This window comes from Pseudomonas sp. P5_109, from assembly GCF_034009455.1.
In the GTDB taxonomy this organism is placed as follows: domain Bacteria; phylum Pseudomonadota; class Gammaproteobacteria; order Pseudomonadales; family Pseudomonadaceae; genus Aquipseudomonas.
In genome coordinates this window covers 6,122,793-6,147,537 of the sequence record NZ_CP125380.1, presented here as the reverse complement: position 1 = coordinate 6,147,537, position 24,745 = coordinate 6,122,793, and the positions used below count along the sequence as shown (strand labels likewise).

23 protein-coding genes are annotated in these 24,745 nt (G+C 61.9%); 14 read left to right on the top strand and 9 right to left on the bottom strand.

Annotated elements, in window-relative coordinates; all coding sequences use genetic code 11:
- Positions 1 to 34 precede the first annotated feature (34 nt).
- Entirely contained in the window at positions 35 to 1,534 is a 1,500-nt protein-coding gene (gene amn, locus QMK54_RS27325; protein WP_181432088.1) for an AMP nucleosidase, read from the top strand.
- Positions 1,535 to 1,605: 71 nt separating this feature from the next.
- Positions 1,606 to 2,241, top strand: coding sequence for a pseudouridine synthase (locus QMK54_RS27320; protein WP_110660964.1), 636 nt, complete (start codon positions 1,606 to 1,608; stop codon positions 2,239 to 2,241).
- On the opposite strand, the gene QMK54_RS27315 is transcribed toward QMK54_RS27320, so the two are convergent.
- Complete coding sequence (locus QMK54_RS27315; protein WP_007975837.1) at positions 2,236 to 2,445, bottom strand: DUF2788 domain-containing protein; 210 nt, start codon at positions 2,443 to 2,445, stop codon at positions 2,236 to 2,238. The two genes, QMK54_RS27320 and QMK54_RS27315, sit on opposite strands and share 6 nt — an antisense overlap.
- 228 nt (positions 2,446 to 2,673) lie before the next feature.
- Complete coding sequence (locus QMK54_RS27310) at positions 2,674 to 3,153, bottom strand: Lrp/AsnC family transcriptional regulator (protein WP_056855781.1); 480 nt, start codon at positions 3,151 to 3,153, stop codon at positions 2,674 to 2,676.
- Positions 3,154 to 3,603: 450 nt separating this feature from the next.
- Between QMK54_RS27310 and QMK54_RS27305 the strand changes: the two genes are divergently transcribed.
- Complete coding sequence (locus QMK54_RS27305; RefSeq protein WP_320401628.1) at positions 3,604 to 4,707, top strand: DUF6515 family protein; 1,104 nt, start codon at positions 3,604 to 3,606, stop codon at positions 4,705 to 4,707.
- On the opposite strand, the gene QMK54_RS27300 is transcribed toward QMK54_RS27305, so the two are convergent.
- A complete protein-coding gene (locus QMK54_RS27300; RefSeq protein ID WP_110663005.1) occupies positions 4,701 to 5,597 on the bottom strand; it encodes a cation diffusion facilitator family transporter in 897 nt (298 codons plus the stop codon). The two genes, QMK54_RS27305 and QMK54_RS27300, sit on opposite strands and share 7 nt — an antisense overlap.
- 41 nt (positions 5,598 to 5,638) lie before the next feature.
- Entirely contained in the window at positions 5,639 to 6,058 is a 420-nt protein-coding gene (locus QMK54_RS27295; RefSeq protein WP_103396525.1) for a polyribonucleotide nucleotidyltransferase, read from the bottom strand.
- A gap of 100 nt (positions 6,059 to 6,158) precedes the next feature.
- On the opposite strand from QMK54_RS27295, the gene hrpB reads away from it, so the two are divergent.
- Positions 6,159 to 8,675: an ATP-dependent helicase HrpB gene (gene hrpB, locus QMK54_RS27290; protein WP_320401627.1), complete on the top strand. Its 2,517-nt coding sequence runs from the start codon at positions 6,159 to 6,161 to the stop codon at positions 8,673 to 8,675.
- Between the two features lie 127 nt (positions 8,676 to 8,802).
- On the opposite strand, the gene QMK54_RS27285 is transcribed toward hrpB, so the two are convergent.
- On the bottom strand, positions 8,803 to 9,723 hold the full coding sequence (locus tag QMK54_RS27285) for a LysR family transcriptional regulator (RefSeq protein ID WP_320401626.1): 921 nt from the start codon (positions 9,721 to 9,723) through the stop codon (positions 8,803 to 8,805).
- A 226-nt stretch (positions 9,724 to 9,949) separates the two neighbouring features.
- On the opposite strand from QMK54_RS27285, the gene QMK54_RS27280 reads away from it, so the two are divergent.
- The 5 genes from QMK54_RS27280 to QMK54_RS27260 all read left to right on the top strand — a co-directional run bounded on the left by QMK54_RS27280 (position 9,950) and on the right by QMK54_RS27260 (position 15,827).
- The gene (locus tag QMK54_RS27280) at positions 9,950 to 11,440 is read left to right on the top strand and encodes an aldehyde dehydrogenase (RefSeq protein ID WP_320401625.1); all 1,491 of its coding nucleotides are present in this window, start codon (positions 9,950 to 9,952) and stop codon (positions 11,438 to 11,440) included.
- A gap of 21 nt (positions 11,441 to 11,461) precedes the next feature.
- Entirely contained in the window at positions 11,462 to 12,832 is a 1,371-nt protein-coding gene (locus QMK54_RS27275) for an aspartate aminotransferase family protein (RefSeq protein WP_110661171.1), read from the top strand.
- A gap of 375 nt (positions 12,833 to 13,207) precedes the next feature.
- Positions 13,208 to 14,194: an ABC transporter substrate-binding protein gene (locus tag QMK54_RS27270; RefSeq protein WP_057400544.1), complete on the top strand. Its 987-nt coding sequence runs from the start codon at positions 13,208 to 13,210 to the stop codon at positions 14,192 to 14,194.
- A gap of 8 nt (positions 14,195 to 14,202) precedes the next feature.
- Positions 14,203 to 15,006: an ABC transporter permease gene (locus QMK54_RS27265; RefSeq protein WP_007990681.1), complete on the top strand. Its 804-nt coding sequence runs from the start codon at positions 14,203 to 14,205 to the stop codon at positions 15,004 to 15,006.
- Positions 14,994 to 15,827, top strand: coding sequence for an ABC transporter ATP-binding protein (locus QMK54_RS27260; protein ID WP_103396519.1), 834 nt, complete (start codon positions 14,994 to 14,996; stop codon positions 15,825 to 15,827). The genes QMK54_RS27265 and QMK54_RS27260 overlap by 13 nt, the downstream gene beginning before the upstream one ends.
- Positions 15,828 to 15,995: 168 nt before the next feature.
- On the opposite strand, the gene QMK54_RS27255 is transcribed toward QMK54_RS27260, so the two are convergent.
- Entirely contained in the window at positions 15,996 to 17,075 is a 1,080-nt protein-coding gene (locus QMK54_RS27255) for an endonuclease/exonuclease/phosphatase family protein (protein WP_110662134.1), read from the bottom strand.
- Between the two features lie 66 nt (positions 17,076 to 17,141).
- Positions 17,142 to 17,816: a YciC family protein gene (locus QMK54_RS27250; RefSeq protein WP_110662135.1), complete on the bottom strand. Its 675-nt coding sequence runs from the start codon at positions 17,814 to 17,816 to the stop codon at positions 17,142 to 17,144.
- A gap of 179 nt (positions 17,817 to 17,995) precedes the next feature.
- Here QMK54_RS27250 and QMK54_RS27245 point away from each other — a divergent pair, with 179 nt between their 5' ends.
- From QMK54_RS27245 to QMK54_RS27235, 3 genes are all read left to right on the top strand, one after another.
- The gene (locus tag QMK54_RS27245) at positions 17,996 to 18,772 is read left to right on the top strand and encodes a DUF2076 domain-containing protein (protein ID WP_320401624.1); all 777 of its coding nucleotides are present in this window, start codon (positions 17,996 to 17,998) and stop codon (positions 18,770 to 18,772) included.
- A gap of 199 nt (positions 18,773 to 18,971) precedes the next feature.
- Positions 18,972 to 19,451, top strand: a complete 480-nt coding sequence (locus QMK54_RS27240) for an NYN domain-containing protein (protein WP_007990686.1) — start codon at positions 18,972 to 18,974, stop codon at positions 19,449 to 19,451.
- Positions 19,452 to 19,473: 22 nt separating this feature from the next.
- A complete protein-coding gene (locus QMK54_RS27235) occupies positions 19,474 to 20,085 on the top strand; it encodes a PolC-type DNA polymerase III (protein WP_110662138.1) in 612 nt (203 codons plus the stop codon).
- 112 nt (positions 20,086 to 20,197) lie between these two features.
- On the opposite strand, the gene QMK54_RS27230 is transcribed toward QMK54_RS27235, so the two are convergent.
- Complete coding sequence (locus tag QMK54_RS27230) at positions 20,198 to 20,647, bottom strand: Lrp/AsnC family transcriptional regulator (protein ID WP_108216372.1); 450 nt, start codon at positions 20,645 to 20,647, stop codon at positions 20,198 to 20,200.
- 164 nt (positions 20,648 to 20,811) lie between these two features.
- Between QMK54_RS27230 and yedA the strand changes: the two genes are divergently transcribed.
- Positions 20,812 to 21,744, top strand: coding sequence for a drug/metabolite exporter YedA (yedA, locus tag QMK54_RS27225; RefSeq protein ID WP_110662139.1), 933 nt, complete (start codon positions 20,812 to 20,814; stop codon positions 21,742 to 21,744).
- A 78-nt stretch (positions 21,745 to 21,822) separates the two neighbouring features.
- Positions 21,823 to 23,163, top strand: a complete 1,341-nt coding sequence (locus tag QMK54_RS27220) for a DEAD/DEAH box helicase (RefSeq protein WP_007975800.1) — start codon at positions 21,823 to 21,825, stop codon at positions 23,161 to 23,163.
- A gap of 116 nt (positions 23,164 to 23,279) precedes the next feature.
- Here QMK54_RS27220 and QMK54_RS27215 read toward each other — a convergent pair whose 3' ends face one another.
- A complete protein-coding gene (locus QMK54_RS27215; RefSeq protein ID WP_320401623.1) occupies positions 23,280 to 24,521 on the bottom strand; it encodes a TIGR03862 family flavoprotein in 1,242 nt (413 codons plus the stop codon).
- Positions 24,522 to 24,745: the final 224 nt, after the last annotated feature.

The following is a 24,745-nucleotide window of genomic DNA, read 5'->3' as shown; positions in this document are numbered from 1 at the left end:
GCCACTGTTCCCGTGAAGCGACGATGCAGGCAAGATGAAGGTCTGCAAGTCAGAACACAGGATGCTGATCGTGACCGAAGCTTTTATTGTCGTTCAAACCGCCGAGCAAGCCGTGGATCGGCTTGCACTCTTGCACAATCGTGCAACCACCGCGTTGAGCCAGGCGCTCAAGCGCTACCTCAAGGACCGCGTCGAGCCTGATGCCGAGCAACGGGCATTGTTCCGTTATCCCGAACTGCGCCTGACCTACCTTTGCCAGGGCGAAGTTCCGCAGACCACCCGGGCCTATGCCAAGGTTCAGCTGCCGGGCACCTACAGCGTTACCGTCACCCATCCATCGGCTTTCCGTAAGTACCTGCTGGAACAGCTCGTTCCGCTGATGCACGACTTCACCGTGACCGTGGAAGTCGGTGTCAGCCAGCAGAACATCCCGTATCCGTATGTGGTCGAGCAGGGCGATGAGTTGGCCGGCTCCGGCGTCACCGCTGCGGTGCTGGCGCGGGTGTTCCCGAGTACCGACCTGTCGGCCGCGACCGATGGCATTGCCGACGGTCTGTACGATTGGGAAAACACCGATCCGCTGCCCCTGGCCCTGTTCGATGCCGCGCGGGTGGACTTCTCCCTGCGCCGCCTGGTGCATTACACCGGCAGTGACTGGCGGCATGTGCAGCCGTGGATCCTGCTGACCAACTATCACCGCTACGTCGACCAGTTCATCGTCCACGGCCTGGAACAATTGCGCAGCGATCCGCGCTTCGTGCGCATGGTCCTGCCGGGCAACGTGATCATCGACAAGGGCATGGACCACGGCGAAGCCTCGGCAATTGCCGCCGGGGTGGTCTGGCACCGCTACCAGATGCCGGCCTATCACCTGATCGCCAGTGACGGCCACGGTGTGACCCTGGTCAACATCGGTGTCGGCCCGTCCAACGCCAAGAACATCACCGACCACCTGGCCGTGCTCCGTCCGCATTGCTGGCTGATGATCGGCCACTGCGGTGGCCTGCGTCAGTCGCAGACGATTGGCGATTACGTGCTGGCCCACGCCTACATGCGCCGCGATGGGATTCTCGACCGGGTCGTACCGCCGAATATTCCGATCCCGGCCCTGGCCGAAGTGCAGATGGCGCTTCAGCAAGCGGCGGCCAACATCACCGGCGAGAAGGGCGACGAACTGAAGAAGCGCCTGCGCACCGGCACCGTGCTGACCTACGACGATCGTAACTGGGAATTGCGCTGGGCCCAGGAGCGACCATTGATCAACCTGTCCCGCGCCGTGGCGGTGGACATGGAAAGCGGCACCATCGCCGCGCAAGGTTATCGTTTGCGGGTGCCATACGGCACGTTGCTATGCGTCTCGGACAAACCGCTGCACAGCGAAATCAAGCTGCCGGGCTCGGCCAACGCCTTCTATGAGCGCGCGGTCAGCCAGCACTTGAAGATCGGTATCGAGGCGGTGGATCTGTTGCGCACCGAACTCAACTCGCTGCACTCGCGCAAACTGCGCAGCTTCGACGAGCCGCCGTTCCGCTAACGGTTGTCATGGTCATTTGGCGGTCAGGGCACTAGCATTAGCAGCCCTGACCGTTAGATGTTCTCTTCGCCATGTCCCGTCCTCAACGTCCCGTTTCCCGCCGCCCTGGCGCGAAACCTTCTCCCTCAGCCCCGCGTCGTGTCGCCAAGGCACCGCCGGCCGAGCCGAAACTGATCCTGTTCAACAAACCCTTCGATGTGCTGACACAGTTCAGTGACGGCGAAGGGCGCGCGACGCTCAAGGATTACATCGAAGTACCGGGAATCTATCCGGCCGGACGGCTGGACCGCGACAGCGAAGGCTTATTGCTGCTGACCAACGACGGCCAGCTTCAGGCGCGGATCGCCGACCCGAAACACAAGCTGGCCAAGACTTATTGGGTACAGGTCGAAGGCGAGCCGAGTGCCGAGCAATTGCAGCGCTTGCGTGACGGCGTTGAATTGAATGACGGCATGACCTTGCCTGCCGAGGCGCGGCAACTGGACGAACCCGAACTGTGGCCGCGCAATCCGCCGGTGCGCTTTCGTAAAAGCGTGCCGACCAGTTGGCTGGAGTTGGTGATTCGCGAAGGGCGCAACCGCCAGGTGCGGCGCATGACGGCGGCGGTCGGGTTGCCGACCTTGCGTCTGGTGCGGGTCAGAATCGGCGACTGGACGATCGAAGGGCTCGATCAGGGCCAGTGGAAAGAAGTGCCGGCGCGCTTATAAGGCGCCGGATTCGATCAGGCCGATCACCACGCTCTTGATGATGAACGCCGCCACGCCCAGGCCCAGTACGAAGAACAGAATGAACGAGCCAAAGCGCCCGGCCTTGGACTTCTTCGCCAGATCCCAGACGATGAAACCCATGAAAATGATCAGGATCGTGACCAGACCGGTCATCATCCATTCTTCAAAAACTGCAGGATCCATCGAACATCTCCAGCGCGGGCGAGGCTAAAAGGGCGCGGGGAGTATACGCCCGGCAGGCTGCGTGCAGTATTGACCTGCGGCGGTGTGTCGCACCTGTGGCGAGGGGGCTTGCCCCCGTTGGGTTGCGCAGCAGCCCTAAAATCTGCAAGCAGGTTACACCTGACACACCGCATTTGCTGAGATTGCGACTGCTGCGCAGCCGAACGGGGGCAAGCCCCCTCGCCACAATTAGCTGCGCAGATGAGTCAAAGGCAGCTCAGTACTATTCAAAACCTGATTCAGCACAAAACTCGAGCGCACGCTGGTCACGCCTTCAATCCGCGTCAGATGCCCCAGCAGCAGTTTCTGGTAGTGATCCATGTCCGGTACCACGACCTTGAGCTGATAGTCGGCATCCATCCCGGTCACCAGGCTGCATTCCAGTACCTGCGGCAAGGTGCGGATGGCCTGTTCGAAATTCTCGAAACGCTCCGGCGTGTGACGGTCCATGCCGATCAGCACATAGGCGGTCAGGCTCAGGCCGAGCATCTTGCGGTCGAGCAGGGCGACCTGGCGGGAAATGTAGCCGTCGTCCTCCAGTTGCTTGACCCGTCGCGAGCACGGCGAAGGCGACAGGCCGATGCGCTCGGCCAGCTCCTGGTTGGAGATGCGTGCGTCGCGCTGCAATTCCGCCAAAATACTCAGGTCGTAACGGTCGAGCTTGCTCATCAAACGGTCCTTTGTCGTAACTATTGCTGAGGATTATGTATCCTGGGTTAAAAATTGCGCAAGTGATGTTTAATTCAGCAATCTTCGCAATCCTCTGCCAGCGCTCCCGGCCTATTCTTATCACCAGAATCACTGCTCGGACAAACAGTCCAGTGCGGCCCGCCCAATCAGGCCCGCCGCGGTCGCCACCCCCACCGGGGATGTGCCGGCCCCCGAGCTACACACTGTCCAGAAGACGGCGTGAGGTGAGCCGGCGCCACAAGCGTCGAGCCAGGACGAAGTTTTCCAAGGGGAGGCCGACGGGTCTCCCCTTTTTCTTGCGTGGAATTTGCTGCCGTGAATTAAAGAGCGGCCCTCAATAAATAAGTTGCGTGACTGATAACCTGTAGCAGAACCGGCCACGGCTTTCCCAGTCTTATGTACAGGCCCTAACCCGCAATGAGGAAAAGCATGAAATCGCGCATCTGGCGTTTGGCCGGTGTTGGTTTGCTGTGTGTCAGTGTCACTGCGCAAACGATGGCCGATGAGCCGCAAAACCATGGGCATGATGGCGGACAGCATGGCCAGGGTGGCAATCAGGGCCATGGTGGCAACAACCAGCCAGGTCCGCAAAATGCCCCGCCGCAGAATCAGCCACGTCCGCAAAATGCCCCGCCGCAGAACCAGCCACGTGTGCAAAACGCCCCACCGCAGAACCAGCCGCATGGGCAGAACAACGACAACCGCCAGCACGAGCCCAACGGCCAGAAACAGCATCAGAACAATGGCCAGTGGCAGAACCCTCCAGCGCCGGACTTCAACAGCCGGGTTCGCTCGCCGCCACCACCGCCGCAGGCGCCAGCCACTGACATGCCGATCCAGCCTCGCCCCGACACTGTGCGCCAGACCCAGCAGCCACAGCGCGGTTACTACCAGGATCAGCCATATCGCAACAATTACAATCAGCGCTCGAACGGCTATATCGGTGCACCGACCAATGACAATCACTGGGAGGGGCGCCCGAGTGGACACGGTAACGGTTGGGGGCCAGGCCCCAGGTATCGCCCCGGCCAGGTGATCGACCGCTTTCCCGAGCGTAACTTCCGCGTGCCTTACCGTGGCATGGATTACTTCTATTCCGGTGGCTACTGGTATCGCCCGCTGGGCCCGCGTTATGAGGTGGTAGAGCCACCACGCGGGATTCGCGTCAGCTACCTGCCCGATTACGCCCAGCAGGTATGGATCGGCGGGGCGCTGCTGTTCCTCGCGGCCGGTTCGTATTACGCCTACCAGGAGAACACTCAGGATTACGTCGTGGTCGAACCGCCGGTTGACCAGGCGCAATCGCAACCACCGGCCGCCAGCAATGGCTATGACGTGGAGGCATACCCGGCCAACGGTCAGTCGCCGGAGCAGGTCAGTCGGGATGGCTACGAGTGTTATCAAGACGCGGTGCAGCAGAGTGGTTTCGATCCACGCACCGCCACCTACCAGCCAGACCCGTCGGTGGTGCAAGCTTACCGACAGGCCCAGGGCAGTTGCCTGAGCAGTCGCGGTTATCAGGTGAACTACTGAGCCCGGGCGGCTTTCACCACTTCCTGCGGGTCGGCGTGCACCAGCACTTCGGCTCGCGGGTAGGCGCTGTGAATGGCGGCCGCCGCCTGGTCGCTGATGCCATGGGCAACGGATAGCGTCAGCTCCCCCGGCAATTCCAGATGCAACTGCACAAACCACTGGTTGCCGGAGATCCGCGTGCGCAGGTCATGGGCACCCAATACGCCGGGAACGCTGCATGCCAATTCCAGCATGTGCTGGCTGACATCCGGTGGCAGTTCTTCATCCATCAATACCGCAAAACTCTCCCGGGCGATCTGTACCGCGCTCCACAAGATATACGCAGCGATTCCCAGGCCAAACCAGGCATCGACCTGATCCCAGCCAAACCCGGCCAACACCAACGCGATCAGAATGCTGCCGTTGAGCAGCATGTCCGAGCGGTAGTGCAGCGAGTCGGCGCGCACCGCGTTGGAGCCGGTGGCCTTGACCACCCGATGTTGCAACATCAGCAAGGCCAGGGTCAGGGCGAGCGAGAACACAATCACCCCGATGCTGATCCACGGCGCGCCGACCGGTTCCGGATTTTTCAGCCGATCGTAGGCCTGCAACGCAATCAACACCGCACTGCCACCAATGAACAACGCCTGGGCCATGCCCGCCAATGACTCGGCCTTGCCGTGCCCGTAGCGATGATCATCGTCGGCGGGGCGCAGTGCGTAATGCACCGCCAGCAGGTTGAGCAATGAGGTGACGCCGTCGAGTACCGAGTCGGTGAGCCCGGCGAGCATGCTCACCGAGCCGCTCAGCCACCAGGCGATGGCCTTGGCGACGATCAATGTGCACGCCACTGCCACCGAGGCACGGGTCGCCAGCCGCAGCAGGCGGGCGTGTTCGGAGCTGGAGGTCATAGGGGCCATCGTTCCTTGAAGAGTCCTTTAGCGCGCAGGGATTACGCGGCGGGTTGCAGGCCGAACATCGCCAGTTGCTGGGCGCTGCCCTTGCTCTGGATCAGGCGTGGATCGTCCAGCGGGAAGCTGCGGCCCAGTTCGCTTTCCAGAATAGTCTGCAACTTGCGGTTATCGACCTTGCCGTCGGGGCCGATGGCGTCCTTGAGTTTTTGCGGGTCGACCTGGGCGGTCTTGCCCGGCTCGAAATAAATCGCGCCGGTGGCGAAGTCCACGGCAAACGCGATCAGGCCGGGGATGATGTAGAACAGCAGGCCGACGGCGTCGAGCACGGCGATGGCCGGGTCGATCTTGCCTTCGATCTGGCCACGGCGATCGGGGTAGAAGATCGAACCGCAGGCTGTCACTTGAGTCAGCAAGGTTGCGACCAGAACACCGCCAATCAGGCGAAAGGGAGCACGCATATGAAATCTCCTGGGTAGAACGCCAAGTACGTTACTGGTTTGAGTCCAGACTACGTCAAACAGTTCGCCGTTATACTCGCGCCTCTGTTTTGGAGCCAGCATGATTTCTTTGCCGATCGATGAAGTTTTACCCGCCCTGCGTGAAGCCCTGGCTACACGCCACGAAGCCGTGCTCGAAGCACCGCCCGGCGCCGGTAAAACCACCCGCGTACCCTTGGCCTTGCTCAACGAGCCGTGGTTGGCCGGGCAGACCATCCTGATGCTCGAACCCCGCCGGCTGGCTGCGCGTGCAGCGGCGGAGCGGTTGGCCAGTGAGCTGGGGGAGAAGGTCGGCGAAACCGTGGGTTATCGCATTCGCCTCGACAGCAAGGTCGGCCCCAATACCCGCATCGAAGTGGTCACCGAAGGCATCCTCACCCGGCGCCTGCAGGATGACCCGGCGCTGGAAGGCGTGGGCCTGCTGATCTTCGACGAATTCCACGAACGTAGCCTCGACGCTGACCTGGCCTTGGCCCTGAGCCTCAATGGTCGCGAACTGTTCCGTGACGATCAGCCGCTGAAAATCCTCTTGATGTCCGCCACGCTCGAGGGCGAACGCTTGGCCGGGCTGCTCGACGACGCGCCGATCCTGCGCAGCGAAGGGCGCATGTACCCGGTGGCGATGCGCTGGGGGCGGCCGTTCCAGGCGGGTGAATTCATCGAGCCGCGTCTGGTGCAGACCATCCTGGAAGCCTTGAACGACGAGACCGGCAGCGTGCTGGTGTTCCTGCCGGGGCAGGCTGAAATCCGCCGCGTGCACCAGCAACTGGCCGATGCCTTGGGCGAAAACACTCAGGTACTACTGTGCCCATTGCACGGTGAACTGGATCTCGCCGCGCAACGGGCCGCGATCGATCCTGCACCGGCGGGCAAGCGCAAAGTGGTGCTGGCCACCAACATCGCCGAAACCAGTTTGACCATCAACGGTGTGCGCGTGGTGATCGATGCCGGGCTGGCGCGGGTGCCGCGTTTCGACCCCGGTAGCGGCATGACCCGTCTCGACACCCAGCGCATTTCCAAGGCCAGCGCGACTCAGCGTGCGGGCCGGGCCGGGCGTCTGGAACCCGGTGTGTGTTATCGCCTGTGGTCCCAGGACCAGCACGAGCAACTGGCGGCCTATGGCAGTGCGGAAATCCTTTCGGCGGACCTCGCCGGGCTGGCCTTGCAGCTGGGGCGTTGGGGCGTTCTACCTGGGCAACTGGTGTGGCTCGACGTGCCGCCGGCCGCCGCTTATGCACAGGCTCAGGACCTGCTCGAACGTTTGGGTGCACTGGAGGGCGAAGCCCTGACCCGCCACGGTCAGGCCATGGCCGAGCTGCCGGCGCATCCGCGCATCGCTCACTTGCTGTTGCGCGGCCAGGCACTGGGGCTGGCGGATATGGCCTGCGACGTCGCTGCACTGCTCGGCGAGCGGGATATCTTGCGTGGCGCCGGGGCGGATTTGCACAGTCGGCTGGTGCTGCTGTCTGGCGAAGAACGCGCCGCACGCGGTGCCCAGGGCGGCGTGCAGCGCGCACGGCAACTGGCGCGGCAATATCGTGGTTACCTGCGCGGCAAAGCTTCGGAGCCGGTCAACGATCCGGATCATCCGCGCTGGCTCGGCGCGTTGCTGGCGCTGGCTTATCCCGACCGGGTCGCCCAACAACGGCGTGCCGGTGGCGCGGAGTATCGCTTGGCCAACGGTCGTGCCGCCCTGTTTCCCGAGGCCGATAGCCTGATGAAACAACCATGGCTGGTGATTGCCGATCTGGGCAGTCGTCAGGGGCAGCGTGAGGAGCGGATTTACCTGGCGACGGACTTCGATCCGACGCTCTTCGATTCAGTGCTGGCCGAGCAGGTGCGTTGCGTCGATCAACTTGATTGGGATGAACGCGAGGGCGTGCTGCGGGCTGAGCGCCAGCGCAAGGTCGGTGAACTGATCCTCAGCCGTGAACCGTTGACCGGTCTCGACGAAACTGCCCGTAGCCAGGCGCTGGTGAACCTGGTGCGGCGCAAAGGCCTGGAGCTGTTGCCGTGGACCCCGGAGCTGCGTCAGTGGCAGGCGCGGGTTGCCTTGTTGCGTCAATTGGACTTGGCCGGCAAGGGCGAGAGCGAGTGGCCGGATGTCAGCGACGTGGCGTTGCTCAAGAGTCTGGAGCAGTGGCTGATGCCGTATCTGGGCAAGGTTTCCCGACTCAGCCACTTTGCCAACCTGGACCTGTCGAGCATCGTCCACAACCTGCTGCCGTGGCCGCTGCCACAGCGGCTGGACGAACTGGCGCCGCATCATTTGAGCGTGCCGTCGGGCTCGTCGATTCGTCTGGATTACAGTGAGCAACCGCCGATTCTGGCGGTGCGATTGCAGGAGTTGTTCGGCCTGGCCGAAACCCCGCGCATCGCCGGGGGCCGGCAGGTGGTCAAGCTGCATCTGTTGTCCCCGGCGCGGCGACCGGTGCAGGTGACCCAGGACTTGGCGAACTTCTGGCGCAGCACCTACGCCGAGGTGAAGAAGGATTTGAAGGGGCGTTACCCGAAGCACTACTGGCCGGATGATCCGCTGGTGGCGGAGGCGACTGCGCGGATCAAACCCCGTAAATAACGGTCAACACTGAACTCTGTGGCGAGGGGGCTTGCCCCCGCTGGGTCGCGAAGCGGCCCCAACTCTTCACCTGAAAAGCAGGGCCTGCTGCGCAGTCCAACGGGGGCAAGCCCCCTCGCCACAGAAGTTACTGTGGATTTTCGGATTTGGCGGTCAGCTGCTCGCGGCAATAATCGGCAAACAACTGTGCCGGCTTGGTCAGTTGCCCGCGCTTGAGCCATGCCGCCACTAGCCCGGAACCGGTGACGTCTTCGGCAATGTCCACGCACACCACTTTCTGCCCGTCGTAGGTGCACTCCGAATGCGGCTTGGTCACCAGGATCGAAAAACCGAACCCCTGGCCGACCATGCCGCGCACCATCTCGATCGATGGCGAGCTGAAGGCGATGCGTGGGGTCAGGTCCAGCTCATCGAACAGACTGACGAAATAGGTCCGGCTCGGCTGCACGTCCAGAAGAATCATCGGCTCCAGGTACAGGTCCCGCAGCGACACTTGCGCCTGCTGTGCGAAGCGGTGATCCGCCGGCAGCAGCGCGTACGGTCGTTGCGCCGGCATCAGTGGTTCGGTCTGGATGGTGCCGTCGAGGTCGTGCTCGTAGAGGATCGCCAGATCGAAGGCGCCTGAGGTCAGGCCCTGCACCAGCTCTTGTTGCTCGCCATCACGGATGCGGATTTCCACGCCCGGGTACAACGCCGAAAACCCGGCAATCAATTGCGGCAGGTACAGCGGTGCAACGGTTTCGAAACAGCCGATATCGATCTGCCCGGATACCACATCGTTGTCGGCCAGGGCGTTCTGCTCGAACTCCTTGGCCATGCGCAGCAGTTCCTGAGCCTTGCGGTAAAAGCGTGCACCGCTGGGGGTCAATGACACGCCCTGGGCGTGATGGCGGATCAGCAGTTGCACGCCGAAACTGTCTTCCAGCCCTTTGATGGCCGTGGAGATCGACGGCTGGGCGATGTACAGCTTGCGCGAGGCCTCGGCGACGCTGCCGCACTCGACGGTGGTGATGAAGTATTTCAGTTGACGCAGATTGTAGGCAGCCACAGCAAACCTCGGGGGAGAACGGATCAGGCATCCAGGCAATTTGCGCGCCACCCCTATCCGCTCGGGTAGCGATTTGTTGTGGTTGAACAATAACCACATGCTGCGCCAGAAGGGAGATTGGCTACGTAGTTTTTTCTTGGCCTGCGAACACATTTTTACTGGTTTTCCCCCGCTTGGGCCTGAGCGACTATCCAATACACAAGAATGTCCAACGGAGCATCTGAACGTGTTCGAGCTTGAGTATTGGCAACGCAAGGCCGCTTCCCTGCGGTTTCCCGACCAGGCCGTGATCGACGGCCAGCGCCGTGCGGCGCAGTCGGGGCAGACTTTCGCCGCGATCAACCCTGCTACCGGGCAATGCCTGGCCAATGTCGCGGCATGTGGCGAGGAAGACGTGAACGTGGCGGTGCGCAATGCGCGGCAGGTCTTCGAGGCAGGCGCCTGGGCTGCGCGCTCACCGAGCGAACGCAAGCAAGTGCTGTTGCGCTTGGCCGACTTGATCCTCGAAAATCGCGAAGAACTGGCGTTGCTCGATTCACTGAACATGGGCAAGCCCGTCACCGATGCCTACAACATCGATGTGCCGGGCGCCGCGGGCGTGTTCCGCTGGTACGCCGAGAGCCTCGACAAACTCTACGATCAGGTCGCGCCGAGTGCGCAGAACGTGCTGGCGACCATCACCCGCGAAGCCCTCGGCGTGGTGGCGGCCGTGGTGCCGTGGAATTTCCCGCTGGACATGGCTGCGTGGAAACTCGCCCCGGCCTTGGCTTCGGGCAATTCGGTGATCCTCAAGCCGGCCGAGCAGTCGCCGTTTTCCGCTTTGCGTCTGGCTGAGCTGGCGCTTGAAGCTGGCGTGCCGGCAGGTGTGTTGAACGTTCTGCCGGGACTCGGCGAACAAACCGGCAAGGCCCTCGGCCTGCACCCGGACGTCGATTGCCTGGTGTTCACCGGCTCCACCGAGGTCGGCAAATATTTCATGCAGTACTCGGCCCAGTCGAACCTCAAGCAGGTGTGGCTGGAGTGCGGCGGCAAGAGCGCGAACCTGGTGTTCGCCGATTGCCAGGACCTGGATCTGGCCGCGCAGAAAGCCGCGTTCGGCATCTTCTTCAATCAGGGCGAAGTCTGTTCGGCCAACTCGCGGTTGCTGGTGCAGCGCTCGATCCATGACGAGTTCGTCGAGCGTCTCAAGGTCCAGGCCGAACGCTGGTTACCGGGCGATCCGCTGGACCCGTCGAGCGCCGCCGGTGCCATCGTCGACAGCCGTCAGACCGCGCGCATCATGAAGTTCATCCAGCAGGCCGAGCAGCAAGGCGCGACCCGGATCTGCGGTGGTCGGCAGTCGATCTTCAATGGCTCGGACAATTTCATCCAGCCGACGATTTTCACTGGTGTGACCCCGGACATGCCGTTGTTTCGCGATGAAGTGTTCGGCCCGGTGCTGGCCGTCACGGCGTTCGACGACGAGGCCCACGCCTTGCAGTTGGCCAACGACAGCGTCTACGGTCTGGCGGCGTCACTGTGGACCGACGACCTCAACCGCGCCCACCGTGTGGCGCGGCAATTGCGGGCCGGTACGGTGTCGGTCAACAGTGTCGATGCGCTGGACGTGACCGTACCGTTTGGCGGTGGCAAGCAGTCCGGTTTTGGCCGCGACCTGTCCCTGCACTCATTCGATAAATACACCCAGTTGAAGACCACCTGGTTTCAATTGCGCTGATAACAAAACGGAGAACTGGCGATGACCACACCACGTGAAACCCGCGACTACCAGGCCGCCGACGCTGCGCACCACATCCATGCGTTCGTCGATCAGAAAGCCCTCAACGACGAAGGGCCACGGGTGATGGTCCGTGGCGAGCGCCTGCACCTGTGGGACAACGATGGCCGCCGCTACCTCGACGGCATGTCCGGGTTGTGGTGCACCAACCTCGGTTACGGGCGCAAGGACCTGGCCCTCGCGGCAAGCCAGCAGCTGGAGCAGCTGCCGTACTACAACATGTTTTTCCACACCACCCACCCGCAGGTGATCGAGCTGTCCGAGTTGCTGTTCAGTTTGCTGCCGGGTCACTACAGCCACGCGATCTACACCAACTCCGGCTCCGAAGCCAACGAGGTGTTGATCCGCACGGTGCGTCGCTACTGGCAGGTGCTCGGCAAGCCCGAGAAGAAAATCATGATCGGCCGCTGGAACGGTTACCACGGTTCGACCCTGGCCGCGACGGCGCTGGGCGGCATGAAATTCATGCACGAAATGGGCGGCATGATTCCGGACATCGAGCACATCGACGAGCCGTACTTCTTCGCTCACGAGGGCAACCTGACCCCGGCTGAATTCGGTCTGCGCGCGGCGCAACAACTGGAAGCGAAGATCCTCGAACTGGGTGCGGACAAAGTCGCGGGCTTCATCGCTGAACCGTTCCAGGGCGCTGGCGGAATGATCTTCCCGCCGGAAAGCTACTGGCCGGAAATCCAGCGCATCTGCCGCAAGTACGACGTGTTGCTGTGCGCCGATGAAGTGATCGGCGGCTTCGGTCGTACCGGCGAATGGTTCGCCCACGAGTACTTCGGTTTCGAGCCGGACACCCTGTCCATCGCCAAGGGCCTGACCTCGGGCTACATCCCCATGGGTGGTTTGATCCTGTCGAAGAAAATGGCCTCGGTGCTGGTGGAGCAGGGCGGCGTGTTTGCCCACGGCCTGACCTATTCCGGGCACCCGGTGGCGGCGGCGGTGGCGATTGCCAACCTCAAGGCGCTGCGTGACGAGGGCGTGGTGACGCGGGTCAAGGACGACATCGGCCCGTACCTGCAACAGTGCCTGCGCGAAGTGTTCGGCAAGCACCCGCTGGTGGGGGACATCCAGGGCACTGGCATGGTCGCGGCGCTGCAACTGGCCGAAGACAAGTCCACTCGCAAGCGTTTTGCCAACGAGAATGACATTGCCTGGCGCTGCCGTACGATTGGTTTTGAGGAGGGGGTGATCATTCGCTCGACCCTCGGCCGGATGATCATGGCGCCGGCGTTGATTGCCAGTCGCGAGGAGATCGATGAGCTGATCAGCAAGACCTTGAAAGCGCTGGATCGCACGGCGCAGGAATACGGCCGGATTTGATCTTGTAGCGTTCTCTCGGGCCTCTTCGCGAGCAAGCCCGCTCCCACATTGGATTTGTGTCTGACACGGATCCCCTGTGGGGGCGGGCTTGCTCGCGAATGCCATGGCCCATTCAACACATTTTTAACGCCTTGCACCCACCTCGGGCATCCCCGCCCACAGCGCCCTTTCGCGGTGCGTGCTAACGAGTTTTTTCATCGTTCGCATCGACATATTTCCTCATTTTCCTAATCCCGCCCTTGGGCCAACATCGATCTCGCCAGCCCGCTGAATGCTGCCCGCCGAAGGGTCCCCGAGAGACCACAGGTTGCAGCCGATTCAGGGCTCGCCGTACTGCCCATGACAAAACTAAATCAACAGCTTTGGGAGTGCTCCATGATCAAGTCCTTGCTTACACGCGTTGCCCATCCACTGGCGGTCACCGCCATCGCCGCGACGGTCGCCACCAGCGCCCAGGCCGGCACCCTGTCCATCGGTCATACCACCTGGGTCGGCTACGGCACCCTGTACCTGGCCCAGGACCTTGGCTACTTCAAGGAAAACGGTTTGACCGTCGAGTTGCCGGTGGTCGAAGAAGCGGCGATGTACATGGCCGCACAAGCGTCCGGCGAGTTGTCCGGCTCGGCGTCGACCATCGACGAGGTGCTCAAGTACCGTCCGCAATTCTGCTTCAAGGCTGTTGCAGCACTGGACGACAGCCATGGTGGCGACGGCGTGCTGGTCGGCAAGGACGTCAAGAGCCTGCAGGAGCTCAAGGGCCAGGCCGTGGCGGTGAACGAAGGGTCGACCTCGCAGTTCTGGCTGTCGTACCTGCTGAAAAAGAACGGCATGAAAATGAGTGACATCACGGTGCAGAACATGACGGCTGACGACGCTGCTACCGCGTTCATTGCCGGCCGCGTACCGGCCGCCGTGACCTGGGAACCGCACCTGTCGATGGTGCGCGACAAGCAGCAAGGCAAGGTGCTGATCGACAGCAGCAGCACACCGGGGGTGATTGTCGACGTGGTCGCACTGAACTGCACCGTCATCGAAAAACAGCCGGAAGACGTAAAGGCCCTGGTGGCCGGTTTGTACAAAGCCGTGCAGTACACCAAGGACCATCCACAGGAAGCCTACAAAATCATGGCCAAGGGTGTCGGTGGTTACCTGGCTGATCCGAAGGAACTGGAAGCGGCCGCCCAGGGCGTGCGTTTCTACGATCAGGCCATGAGCGAAAAACTGCTGGGCGCGCCGGGCAAGCCGGGTGACAGCGCGCCACTGATCAAACTGGCCAACGAGACCGCCAGTGAGCTGCAAGGCAAGCCCTACAACGTCAGCAATGATGACCTTATCGACAACCGTTTCGTAACCCCGCTCTAGGAGGCTGCATGTTCAAGCGCAATTCATGGCTGAGCCGCTGCATCACGCCAAAGACCGGTTTGCCGGTCTCGGTGATCTGGAGCGCGAGCGGCCTGGCCTGGGTGCTGTTGGTCGGCCTGTGGGCCGGCTTGTCTTACGGCGGCGTGGTGCCGGGCATGTTCCTGCCGACGCCGGGCGCGGTGGTCGAGGCCGCCGTGCGCCTGGGTCGCGACGGCACCCTCGGCCAGCACGTGTGGGCCAGCGTCGAAGTGGTGATGGTCGGTTTCATCGTGTCGTCCCTGGTGGCCGTGCCGCTGGGACTGTTGATGGGCAGCTTTCGTATCGTCCAGGCTTTCCTTGAGCCTCTGGTGAATTTCATTCGCTACCTGCCGGTGACCTCGTTCGTACCGTTGTTCATCCTGTGGATCGGTATCGGTCTGGAACAGCGGGTATCGGTGATCATCTTCGGCGTGTTTTTCCAGCAACTGGTGATGATCGCGGATGTGTCCAAAGGCATCTCCAAAGACCTGATCAATGCCTCCTACACCCTCGGCTCGAACCGCCGTGACGCGGTGCTGCATGTGATCGCCCCGGCGTCCCTGCCAGGCGTACTCGACACCCTGCGCGTGACCATGGGCTGGGCCTGGACCTACCTGGTAGTGGCTGAACTGGTCGCTGCTTCCAGTGGCCTGGGCTACCTGAGCCTCAAGGCCATGCGTGGCTTCCAGGTGGATGTGATCTTCCTGGCCATCGCGATCATCGGCCTGCTGGGCCTGGTCACCGATCAACTGTTCCGTTTCCTTCGTCTGAGGATCACCGCATGGGCTCAGTAACTGCCGCCACTCATCGTTTTGTCGCCCCTCAGACTGCCCCGGTGAACGCGCCACGGCTGCAAGTGGACAAGGTCAGTCTGCGTTACAAGAAACCCGATGGCGGAACCTTTACCGCATTGCAGGAGGTATCGTTCGAGGTGCCCGACCAGCAGTTCGCTGTGCTGGTGGGACCGTCGGGCTGCGGCAAGTCGAGCCTGTTGTACCTCACCGCCGGCCTGGCCGAACCGACGTCCGGCGAGATTTACGTCGGCGGCAAACAGGTGGAAGGCCCCGGCGCGGATCGCGGCATGGTGTTCCAGAGCTACACGCTGTTCCCGTGGTTGACGGTGCGGCAGAACGTCGAGTTCGGCCTCAAGCGGCGCGGCATGCCGGCGGCGGAGCGCAAAGACATCGTCGATTACTACGTCAACGAAGTGGGCCTGAGCGGCTTTGCCGACAACTACGCCAAGCAGTTGTCCGGCGGCATGATGCAGCGCGTCGCCATTGCCCGCGCGCTGGCCAATGACCCGCAGATTCTGCTGATGGACGAACCCTTCGGCGCCCTCGACAGCCAGACGCGCCTGCAAATGCAGCAGTTGTTGCTGCGGGTCTGGGGCAACAGCAAGAAGACCGTATTGTTCGTGACCCACGACATCGACGAGGCGATTCTGCTCGGCGACCGGGTCTATGTGATGGGCGCCAGGCCCGGGCGGATCAAGCAGATCCTCGATGTGCCGATCGAGCGCCCACGCAACCTGGACATGGTCATGGAGCGTTCGTTCATCGAGATGAAACGCGAGATCTTCGGGCTGCTGCATGACGATCTGGAAGAGGTGCATTAAGTCAGGTTTGCACAGACCCTGTGGGAGCGGGCCTTTGTGGCGAGGGGCTTGCCCCCGTTGGGTCGCGTAGCGGCCCCAAGATTTTCGAACACCGTGTTTACGACTGCTGCGCAGCCGAACGGGGGCAAGCCCCCTAGCCACACCAGCCAGCTCCTACAGGTTTTGGCGCTACGGCGCAGCCGGCAACAGAAACCGGCCAATCACCGGCAGGTGATCAGAGATGCGCAATGTATCGTCCTGCCGCACCATCGCCTCGACCCGTTTGATCCGCGGGCTGTAGAACAGGTAGTCAACGGTCCGGTCCGGGCCGTTCAGCCCGGGATCGTTCGGGTAGTGGGTCAGCCAGCGTTCGCGGTCGATACCACTGGCTTCGTTGTTGGTCGGGATCATCGGGTACTTGTCCCACAGGATATGCAACAGGCTGTCGGCGGAGTAGGGCGTGCGTTGCGCGTCGGGCAAGCGTCGATACTGGCCTAGCGGCAACAGGTTGAAATCTCCGCCGATCAACCACGGCGTGCCACGGCTTTCGAATTTATCGAGGGCCCTGGCCACGGCGTTCACCTGATTTTGCAAGTCGTTGTCGACTTGGCTGGCGCGGTCCAGATGGGTATTGAGCACTGCGATCTGCCCGCCATCACTCAACGGCAAATAGCTCACCAGCAAGGCGTCTCTGGGTTTGAATTGGCGGCTGAGCGGATTGCCCGAGGCGACAGGCAGTTGCCAGCGTTCGGCATGTTCGATCTGGTAGCGGCTCAGGGTTGCCAGTTGCCGGCCGACACTGCCGAAGATGTGCGGGTTCGGTACGAAGTCGGCTTTCCAGTCGAAGGCGCTGGTGCCACAGGGATACAAGTCGGCGAGCCGTTCCTGCAGCAGTTTGAACTGGTGCTGGTAATCGCTGGCCTTGGCGCCGTCGTCCAGTTCCTGCAACAGCAGGATGTCCGGTTGTTCGTCGCGAATTACCCGCGCCACTTCGTCGAGGCTGAAGGCCATGTCTTCGGCTGTGGGGCGTTCGTCGGTACCGGCGGCCAGATCATTCCAGAAAACGTAACGCTTTCCGGCCAGGTACTGGACGTTCCAGGTCATCACTTTCAGTGCCTGCCCGGGGACCAGGGTGGGTGCCTGGTCATTGCAACTGACGGATAACACTTCTTTGGCGTCGGGGCGCCAGGTCAGGCTGTAGATCATCACGGCGATCAGGCCGATCGCGATCAGCAGGCCCAGCAAGGTGTAGCGCAGTAGGCGGGTCATGGCTCGGCTTATTAGCGTTACAAAATTGTTCCCGAGCATACCCGAGAGCGATGGTTGCGCCCAAGGTCAGAGCGAGTTGTCATTTCTCTCAGGCTGCGGATTGATCAGCATGAACAAGCGGAACAGCACCACGCTGGTAAACAGCTGCAGGAAGCTGTGCGCGCTGTCGATCAGCAGCGAGATCACCGGGTTTTGCGGTTCCGGATACACCGCCAGGGTGGCGCCCTTGAGCAGCCACAGCGGCCCCATCACGCACAGAATGCACAGCAGGATGCGCAGGAAGTGACCTTTGGTCATGCGCAGGCTTTCCTTCATGGCCGCCAGCGGCGCCAGGCCGCGCAGCACCAACAGGTATTCGCCAAATGCCAGGGTCACCATCAGGTAGATGCCCGGCAGGAAGTACAGCGACAGGCCCAGCAGAATCAGCACGGTATTGAGCGCCGTCAGCAGGGCGAAACGTGGCCACAGGCTGGCCGACATCGCCAGCAGGTCGCGGTTGCGCGGCGACTCACCGCGGCTGCGGGCGTCGAGAAACAGAATCAGCGCGGCGGTGTACAGCGGGTACACCAGCAGGCCGACGATCACGCTGATGCCGGGGAAACTGTCCGGCTCCGTCGAGTGGTCGACCACTTGTTGCAACAGCGCCTCAAGCATCACCAGCGGCAGGCACAGCTGCACGATCTGGCCCAGATTGCGCTTGAAGAAATACAGCGAGTCACGCAGGACATCTAACGGATTCATCAGTTGGTATCGCAGGTTGGAAGCAGTGGCTCACTTTAACCGATCAAGCGCCCGGGGACGCAAACGTAAACGTTCGGTAAAGGCTATTGAAACATCCTGTTTCAGCATCCATTAAGGTCGGACCCCTTATCCTCAGTGGAAAAGGGCAACGATTTCCCCCGGCAATCTATGAGGTCGCCATGAACAGCGAAGAACAAACCCTGATCGATGGACTGTTTTCCCGGCTGCAACAGGCCGAAACGGACTCAGCCCCGCGCGACGCATTGGCCGAGGCGCGGATCAAGGAACACCTGACGCGCCAGCCTGCGGCCGGTTATTTCATGACCCAGGCGATTCTGGTGCAAGAGGCGGCGATCAAGAGCCTCGATGAACAGAACAAACAACTGAGCCAGCAAGTCCAGCAGTTGCAGGCCGAGCTGCAACAGGCCAAGACCCAGGCGACCCCGGCTCCTGCGCCGAGCAGTGGTGGCTTTTTGTCGAGCATCTTTGGCGGCGCTTCCCGTGATCCACAACCGGCACCCACCCAGAGCGCACCGCCATCGAACGGCGGCTGGCGTGAACCGGGACGCTCGTCGTTCGGTGCGCAACCGCCACAGCAGAACTTCGGCGCACCGCAGCAGAACTTTCCACAGCAGGGCTATGCACCGCAGCAGCAGGCTCCGGCAGCGGCCGGTAGCGGTTTTCTTGGTGGCGCGCTGAAAACCGCCGCCGGCGTGGCAGGTGGCGTGATGCTGGCTCAAGGCATCAGCAGCCTGTTCCATCACAATCAGCAACCGGAAGTCGTCGAAGTCATCAAGGAAGAACCGGCCCAGGTCAACGACCAGGGCAACAATGGCTGGGGCGATGACCAGCGCATGGCCGGTAATGATTCCTGGAGCAACGATCAGGGCGGGTTCAGTGACGCTGACTACAGCGATGACTCGCTCTTCGGCGGCGACGACGACTCCTTCGTCTGACCCCTCTGTGGCGAGGGAGCTTGCTCCCGCTGGGGTGCGAAGCAGCCCCCTTGCTTTTGGAACCCAAAGGGCCTGCTGCGCAGTCCAACGGGAGCAAGCTCCCTCGCCACATAGCCGATTATTCGCGGAACAATCCTCTGGGCTGGCATACTGGGCGACTTTTCGGGCCTGGGGCCTGGTTCAGCCTTGAGGAAAACCGGTGAAAAAAATCGCAGTGTTCGCCGACGTCCAAAACCTCTATTACACCGTGCGTCAGGCCTATGGTTGTCACTTCAACTACGCCGCGCTGTGGGCTGACATCAGCAAACAGGGCGAGATTGTCGAGGCCTACGCCTACGCCATCGACCGGGGCGACAGCAAACAGCAGCAGTTCCAGCAGATCCTGCGCAACCTCGGTTTCACCGTGAAGCTCAAGCCGTACATCCAGCGCAGCGATGGTTCGGCCAAGGGCGACTGGGACGTGGGCATCACCCTCGACATCATGGACGCCGCCGACCATGTCGACGAAATCGTCCTGGCCTCCGGCGACGGTGATTTCGACATGCTGCTCGAGCGCATCATCAGCAAACACGGGGTACAGGCGGTGGCCTACGGCGTGCCAGGCCTCACGGCCAACTCGCTGATCCGCGCCGCCAGCCGCTACGTGCCGATCGAAGGCGCGTTGCTGCTCAAGAATTGATTTTTACGGAGTTCAACCAGGTTTGGAACGCATAGCAGTCATCGACTTTGAAACCACCGGGATCTCCCCGAGCAGCAGCTGCCGGGCCACGGAAATTGCCGTGGTGATCCTTGAACAGGGGCGCATCGTCGAGCGTTACCAGAGCCTGATGAACGCCGGCGTACGCGTCCCGGCCTTCATCGAGCAACTCACTGGCATCAGCAATGCCATGCTGCGCACCGCGCCGCCCGCCGAGCAGGTGATGAACGAGGTCAATGAGTTCGTCGGCACTACGCCACTGCTGGCGCACAACGCCGCATTCGACCAGAAGTTCTGGGACTTTGAGCTGGGGCGAATCAAACGCACCCGCTTGCAGAACTTTGCCTGCTCGTTGCTACTGGCCCGCCGCCTGATGCCCGCCGCGCCGAACCACAAACTCGGCACCCTCACCACGTTTGCCAACCTGCCCCACACCGGCAAGGCCCACCGGGCCATGGCCGATGCCGAGATGGCGGCCAACCTGACGGCGCACTTGGCTGAGGAGTTGCGGCACAAGCATGGTTTGCGCGAGCTGTCCCATGACTTGCTGTGCAAGTTGCAGAAGGTCCCGGCGGCGAAGGTAGGCGAGCACCTCAAGCGTTATCGCGGCTTCTGAAAACACCGCATACCCCCTGTAGGAGCGAGCCTGCTCGCGATGAACCCGAGATCAGTGCGGGGTGTCAGGTATCCCGCGTTATCGTTGGCGACCATCGCGAGCAGGCTCGCTCCTACAGGTTCCCTTCAATGTGTCCCAACGGCACCCGCTTCTCAATCGCACTCGACAACACGATCGACGTCTTGCTGAACCCGAACGTTGCAATCCGGTTGATCAGCTCTTCCAGCTCCGGCATCGAGCCCACCGCCGCTTGCATGATCACGCAGGGGTCACCGGTCACCCGATGACATTCGGTCAACTGCGGGATTTTGATCAGGTCGTCGTAGGCTTTCTGGTTGCCGTGCTGGTTCAGGCGCAGTTCGATCACGCACTGGATGGGCAGGCCGAGCTTGGCCATGTCGACTTTCGCCTGATAGCCGGTGATCACGCCGCTGGCTTCGAGCTTGGCCACGCGCTCGGCCACCGCCGGGGCGGACAGATTGACCTTGCGCGCCAGGTCCGCGTAGGACGCGCGACCGTTTTCCAGCAGGGCGCTGAGCAGCATGCGGTCGTATTTGTCCATGGGGCGACTCCTGAAAATGACTGACTTTCGAAAACATGGTTTATCGCAAGAATCTCCGTGTTTTGAAAAGTGTACCGGTGCGATAAACAGGTTTTGTAACTTATTTTCTGTTGATGGCCTTTCTAGAATAGCCATTCACTTGAATTGCCTGCGAGCTGCTCCCCATGCCTGGCCTCCGTCGTTTTCCCTTACCGTTGATCGCAGCCTTTTTCGCGTTGTACGTGATTTGGGGCTCGACCTACCTGGTGATCCGCATCGGTGTGGAGTATTGGCCGCCGCTGCTGCTCGCCGGTATCCGCTTCGTCATTGCCGGGACCTTGATGTACGCCTTCCTGCGCTGGCGCGGGGCGCCGGCACCGACCTGGGTGCAGTGGAAAGCCGCCGGGGTCATCGGCGTGTTGCTGCTCGCCTGTGGTAATGGCGCGGTCAGTGTCGCCGAGCACACGGGGGTGGCTTCCGGGGTCGCCGCATTGGCGGTGGCGACGGTGCCGCTGTTTACCTTGCTCTGTGGATATTTCTGGGGTGCGCGTAATACCCGTCTCGAATGGGCCGGGATTGTCCTCGGGTTGATCGGCATTGCCATGCTCAATCTTGGCTCCAACCTGCAATCGAGCCCGTTGGGCGCGGCGTTGCTGGTGTTCGCGGCGGCGACCTGGGCTTTCGGCTCGGTGTGGAGTAAACACCTGCCATTGCCTCAAGGGGCGATGGCCAGTGCCGTCGAAATGCTGGTGGGGGGTGTGGTGCTGCTGATTGCCAGTGCGGTCAGCGGTGAACACCTGGAAAAGGTCCCGCCGATCGAAGGCTGGGCGGCTCTGGCGTATCTGACCGTGTTCGGCTCGATCATCGCCTTCAACGCCTACATGTACCTGTTGAAGCACGTGCGTCCGGCCGCGGCGACCAGCTATGCCTACGTCAACCCGGCGGTGGCGGTGTTGCTGGGAATCGTTTTCGTCGGTGAGACCATTGGCATCGAAGAAGCCCTGGCGATGGCCGTGATCATCAGCGCCGTGGTGCTGATTGGCCTGCCGCAATGGCGTCGCACGCCAGAACGGCCGGTGGTGGCGAAGGGAGTACCGACAGAATCCCGTGTGAATTAGGGTAAACTGCGCGGCATTGCATCTTGTTTTGCACACTTGTTTTGAACAACCCGCGCTGAATTTTCCTACGGTACTCCCATGACTTTCGCCACCCTTGGCCTGATCGAACCCTTGCTGCGCTCCCTCGAGACGCTCGGCTACCAGACTCCGACGCCGGTTCAGGCGCAAGCCATTCCGGCGGTGCTGGCCGGTCGCGACCTGATGGCCGCGGCCCAGACCGGCACCGGCAAGACCGCCGGTTTCGCCCTGCCGCTGTTGCAACTGCTGGCCATGGAAGGGCCGAAAGTCACCGCCAATTCGGTTCGCGCACTGATCCTGGTGCCAACCCGCGAGCTGGCCGAGCAGGTTCACGAGGCCGTGCGCCAGTACGCTGAAAACCTGCCATTACGCACCTACGCGGTGTACGGCGGCGTCAGCATCAACCCGCAAATGATGAAGCTGCGCAGCGGCGTCGACCTGTTGGTCGCGACCCCGGGCCGCTTGCTCGACCTGTTCCGCCAGAACGCGCTGAAGTTCAATCAACTGCAAACCCTGGTGCTGGACGAAGCCGACCGCATGCTCGACCTGGGCTTTTCCGAGGAGCTGGCGAACATTTACCGCGCGCTGCCGAAGAAACGTCAGACGCTGCTGTTCTCCGCGACCTTCTCCGATGACATCCGCCTGCTGGCCGGGCAGATGCTCAACGACCCGCTGAGCATTGAAGTCAGCCCGCGCAACGTCGCTGCCAATACGGTCAAGCAATGGATCGTGACGGTGGACAAGAAGCGCAAGCCGGAACTGTTCGTGCACCTGATGCGCAAGGGCAAGTGGAAGCAGGTGCTGGTGTTCGCCAAGACCCGCAACGGCGTGGACGCGCTGGTGGAAAAACTACAGGGCCTGGGCATCAATGCCGACGGCATCCACGGCGACAAACCCCAGGCGACCCGTCAGCGTGCACTCGACCGCTTCAAGGCGAGTGAAGTGCAGATTCTGGTCGCTACAGACGTGGCCGCCCGCGGCCTGGACATCGAAGACTTGCCGTTGGTGGTCAACTTCGATTTGCCGATCGTCGCCGAAGATTACATCCACCGCATCGGTCGTACCGGTCGCGCGGGCTCGACCGGCGAGGCGATTTCCCTGGTCTGCGCCGATGAAGTGAATTTGCTGTCGGCTATCGAGATGCTGACCCGCCAGACCCTGAAGCGGCAGAACGAGCCGGACTTCGAGCCAGAGCACCGGGTGCCGGATACCGATGCCAGCGGCCAGGTGATCAAGAAGCCGAAAAAACCGAAGAAGCCCAAGGCTTCCGGTGGTGGCGGTGGTAAACGCAATCTGGGTAAGTGGGTGGATAGCGGAGAGGTTGCGCCAGCGGAGCCTTCGATCAAGCCTGTGCGCAAGGTGCCGGTGTTCAACACTGGGCCGCGTAAGCGTAAGCCTTAATACTAGCGACGCCTGCTAAGCCGCCTTCGCGAGCAAGCCCGCTCCCACACTGGATCTGTGTTGTTCACAAATCCCCTGTGGGAGCGGGCTTGCTCGCGAAGGGCGCGCCTCGGTCTTCAGCCCTGGCACTGCAACCACTCCACCATCCCCAACCCCGCCGCTCGCCCACTGGCGAAACACGCGGTCAGCAGATAGCCGCCCGTCGGCGCTTCCCAGTCCAGCATTTCTCCCGCGCAAAACACGCCAGGCATTTGCTTGAGCATCAAGCGCTCATCCATCGCCTCGAACATCACGCCGCCAGCGCTGCTGATGGCCTCGTCCAGTGGACGGGTTTTTACCAGTGTCAGTGGTAACGCCTTGATCGCGTGGGCCAGCAAGGCCATGTCGGTAAAGCAGTCGGTGCTGGTCAGTTCTCGCAATAGCGCCGCTTTAACCCCATCGATGCCCAACTGGCTGTGCAGGTGCTTGGCCATTGAGCGCGATCCCCGAGGCTTGCTCAACGCCGCCTGAACTTTATCCACAGGCCGGCCGGGCAGCAGGTCCAGATGAATTGTTGCCGAACCGTGCTGGTTGATTGCTTCGCGGATCGGAGCCGACAGGGCATAGATCAAACTGCCTTCGATCCCGGTCGCGGTGATCACACATTCGCCGAGTCGCGGGACATCGTCGTTAAGGCCGATGGCGATGTTTTTCAGCGGCGCGCCAGCGAATTTGCTGACCATCAATTCGCTCCAGGCCTGCACCTCGAAGCCGCAATTACTCGGTTGCAGCGGCGCCAGTCCTACGCCCTGTTGCTCCAGTGCCAGCATCCATGCGCCGTCCGAGCCCAGGCGCGACCAACTGCCGCCGCCAAGGGCGAGCAGGGTGGCATCGGCCTGAACGGTGCTTTCACCTTCCGGGCTGTCAATGCGCAAACCGCCGCGCTCGTCCCAGCCGAGCCAGCGGTGGCGGGTGTGGATAACTACGCCGCTGTCACGCAGGCGCTTGAGCCAGGCGCGCAGCAGCGGTGCGGCCTTCATGTCGGTGGGGAATACCCGGCCGGAACTGCCGACGAAGGTTTCGATGCCCAGGTCATGAATCCACTGGCACAGCGCTTCGGCACCGAAGCGGCGCAGCAGCGGGGCGATCTGTGGGGCGCGTTCGGCGTAGCGAGAGAGAAACGCCGGGTAGGCTTCGGAGTGGGTGATGTTCATGCCGCCGACGCCGGCCAGGAGGAATTTTCGTCCGACCGAAGGCATGCCGTCGTACAGGTCGACCTTGATCCCGGCCTGGCTCAACACTTCGGCCGCCATCAGACCGGCGGGGCCGCCGCCGATGATGGCGACGTGAGGGGTGAGGGCTGGCGAGGATTGAGTCATGGGGTGCGCTGCGGTCTGACGGGATAAGCCGGGCATTCTACCAGCCCAAACCCATGTGGGAGCGGGCTTGCTCGCGAAAGCGGTGGGTCAGTCAATGAAGATGTTGATGATAAACCGCATTCGCGAGCAAGCCCGCTCTCACATTTGGTTTGTGGTATTCACAACGGCTGGTTAAAAAACAACCACCACTCTGTAGCCTATACGCAGCGTGGCCTGTAGTCCCT

Coding starts and splice junctions, on each gene's coding strand:
- QMK54_RS27270 (WP_057400544.1), top strand. CDS start 13,208: ATGATCAAGTCCTTGCTTACACGCGTTGCCCATCCACTGGCGGTCACC.
- QMK54_RS27305 (WP_320401628.1), top strand. CDS start 3,604: ATGAAATCGCGCATCTGGCGTTTGGCCGGTGTTGGTTTGCTGTGTGTC.
- yedA (WP_110662139.1), top strand. CDS start 20,812: ATGCCTGGCCTCCGTCGTTTTCCCTTACCGTTGATCGCAGCCTTTTTC.
- QMK54_RS27220 (WP_007975800.1), top strand. CDS start 21,823: ATGACTTTCGCCACCCTTGGCCTGATCGAACCCTTGCTGCGCTCCCTC.
- QMK54_RS27265 (WP_007990681.1), top strand. CDS start 14,203: ATGTTCAAGCGCAATTCATGGCTGAGCCGCTGCATCACGCCAAAGACC.
- hrpB (WP_320401627.1), top strand. CDS start 6,159: ATGATTTCTTTGCCGATCGATGAAGTTTTACCCGCCCTGCGTGAAGCC.
- QMK54_RS27310 (WP_056855781.1), bottom strand. CDS start 3,153: ATGAGCAAGCTCGACCGTTACGACCTGAGTATTTTGGCGGAATTGCAG.
- QMK54_RS27250 (WP_110662135.1), bottom strand. CDS start 17,816: ATGAATCCGTTAGATGTCCTGCGTGACTCGCTGTATTTCTTCAAGCGC.
- QMK54_RS27275 (WP_110661171.1), top strand. CDS start 11,462: ATGACCACACCACGTGAAACCCGCGACTACCAGGCCGCCGACGCTGCG.
- QMK54_RS27295 (WP_103396525.1), bottom strand. CDS start 6,058: ATGCGTGCTCCCTTTCGCCTGATTGGCGGTGTTCTGGTCGCAACCTTG.
- QMK54_RS27255 (WP_110662134.1), bottom strand. CDS start 17,075: ATGACCCGCCTACTGCGCTACACCTTGCTGGGCCTGCTGATCGCGATC.
- QMK54_RS27245 (WP_320401624.1), top strand. CDS start 17,996: ATGAACAGCGAAGAACAAACCCTGATCGATGGACTGTTTTCCCGGCTG.
- amn (WP_181432088.1), top strand. CDS start 35: ATGAAGGTCTGCAAGTCAGAACACAGGATGCTGATCGTGACCGAAGCT.
- QMK54_RS27215 (WP_320401623.1), bottom strand. CDS start 24,521: ATGACTCAATCCTCGCCAGCCCTCACCCCTCACGTCGCCATCATCGGC.
- QMK54_RS27320 (WP_110660964.1), top strand. CDS start 1,606: ATGTCCCGTCCTCAACGTCCCGTTTCCCGCCGCCCTGGCGCGAAACCT.
- QMK54_RS27260 (WP_103396519.1), top strand. CDS start 14,994: ATGGGCTCAGTAACTGCCGCCACTCATCGTTTTGTCGCCCCTCAGACT.
- QMK54_RS27300 (WP_110663005.1), bottom strand. CDS start 5,597: ATGACCTCCAGCTCCGAACACGCCCGCCTGCTGCGGCTGGCGACCCGT.
- QMK54_RS27315 (WP_007975837.1), bottom strand. CDS start 2,445: ATGGATCCTGCAGTTTTTGAAGAATGGATGATGACCGGTCTGGTCACG.
- QMK54_RS27230 (WP_108216372.1), bottom strand. CDS start 20,647: ATGGACAAATACGACCGCATGCTGCTCAGCGCCCTGCTGGAAAACGGT.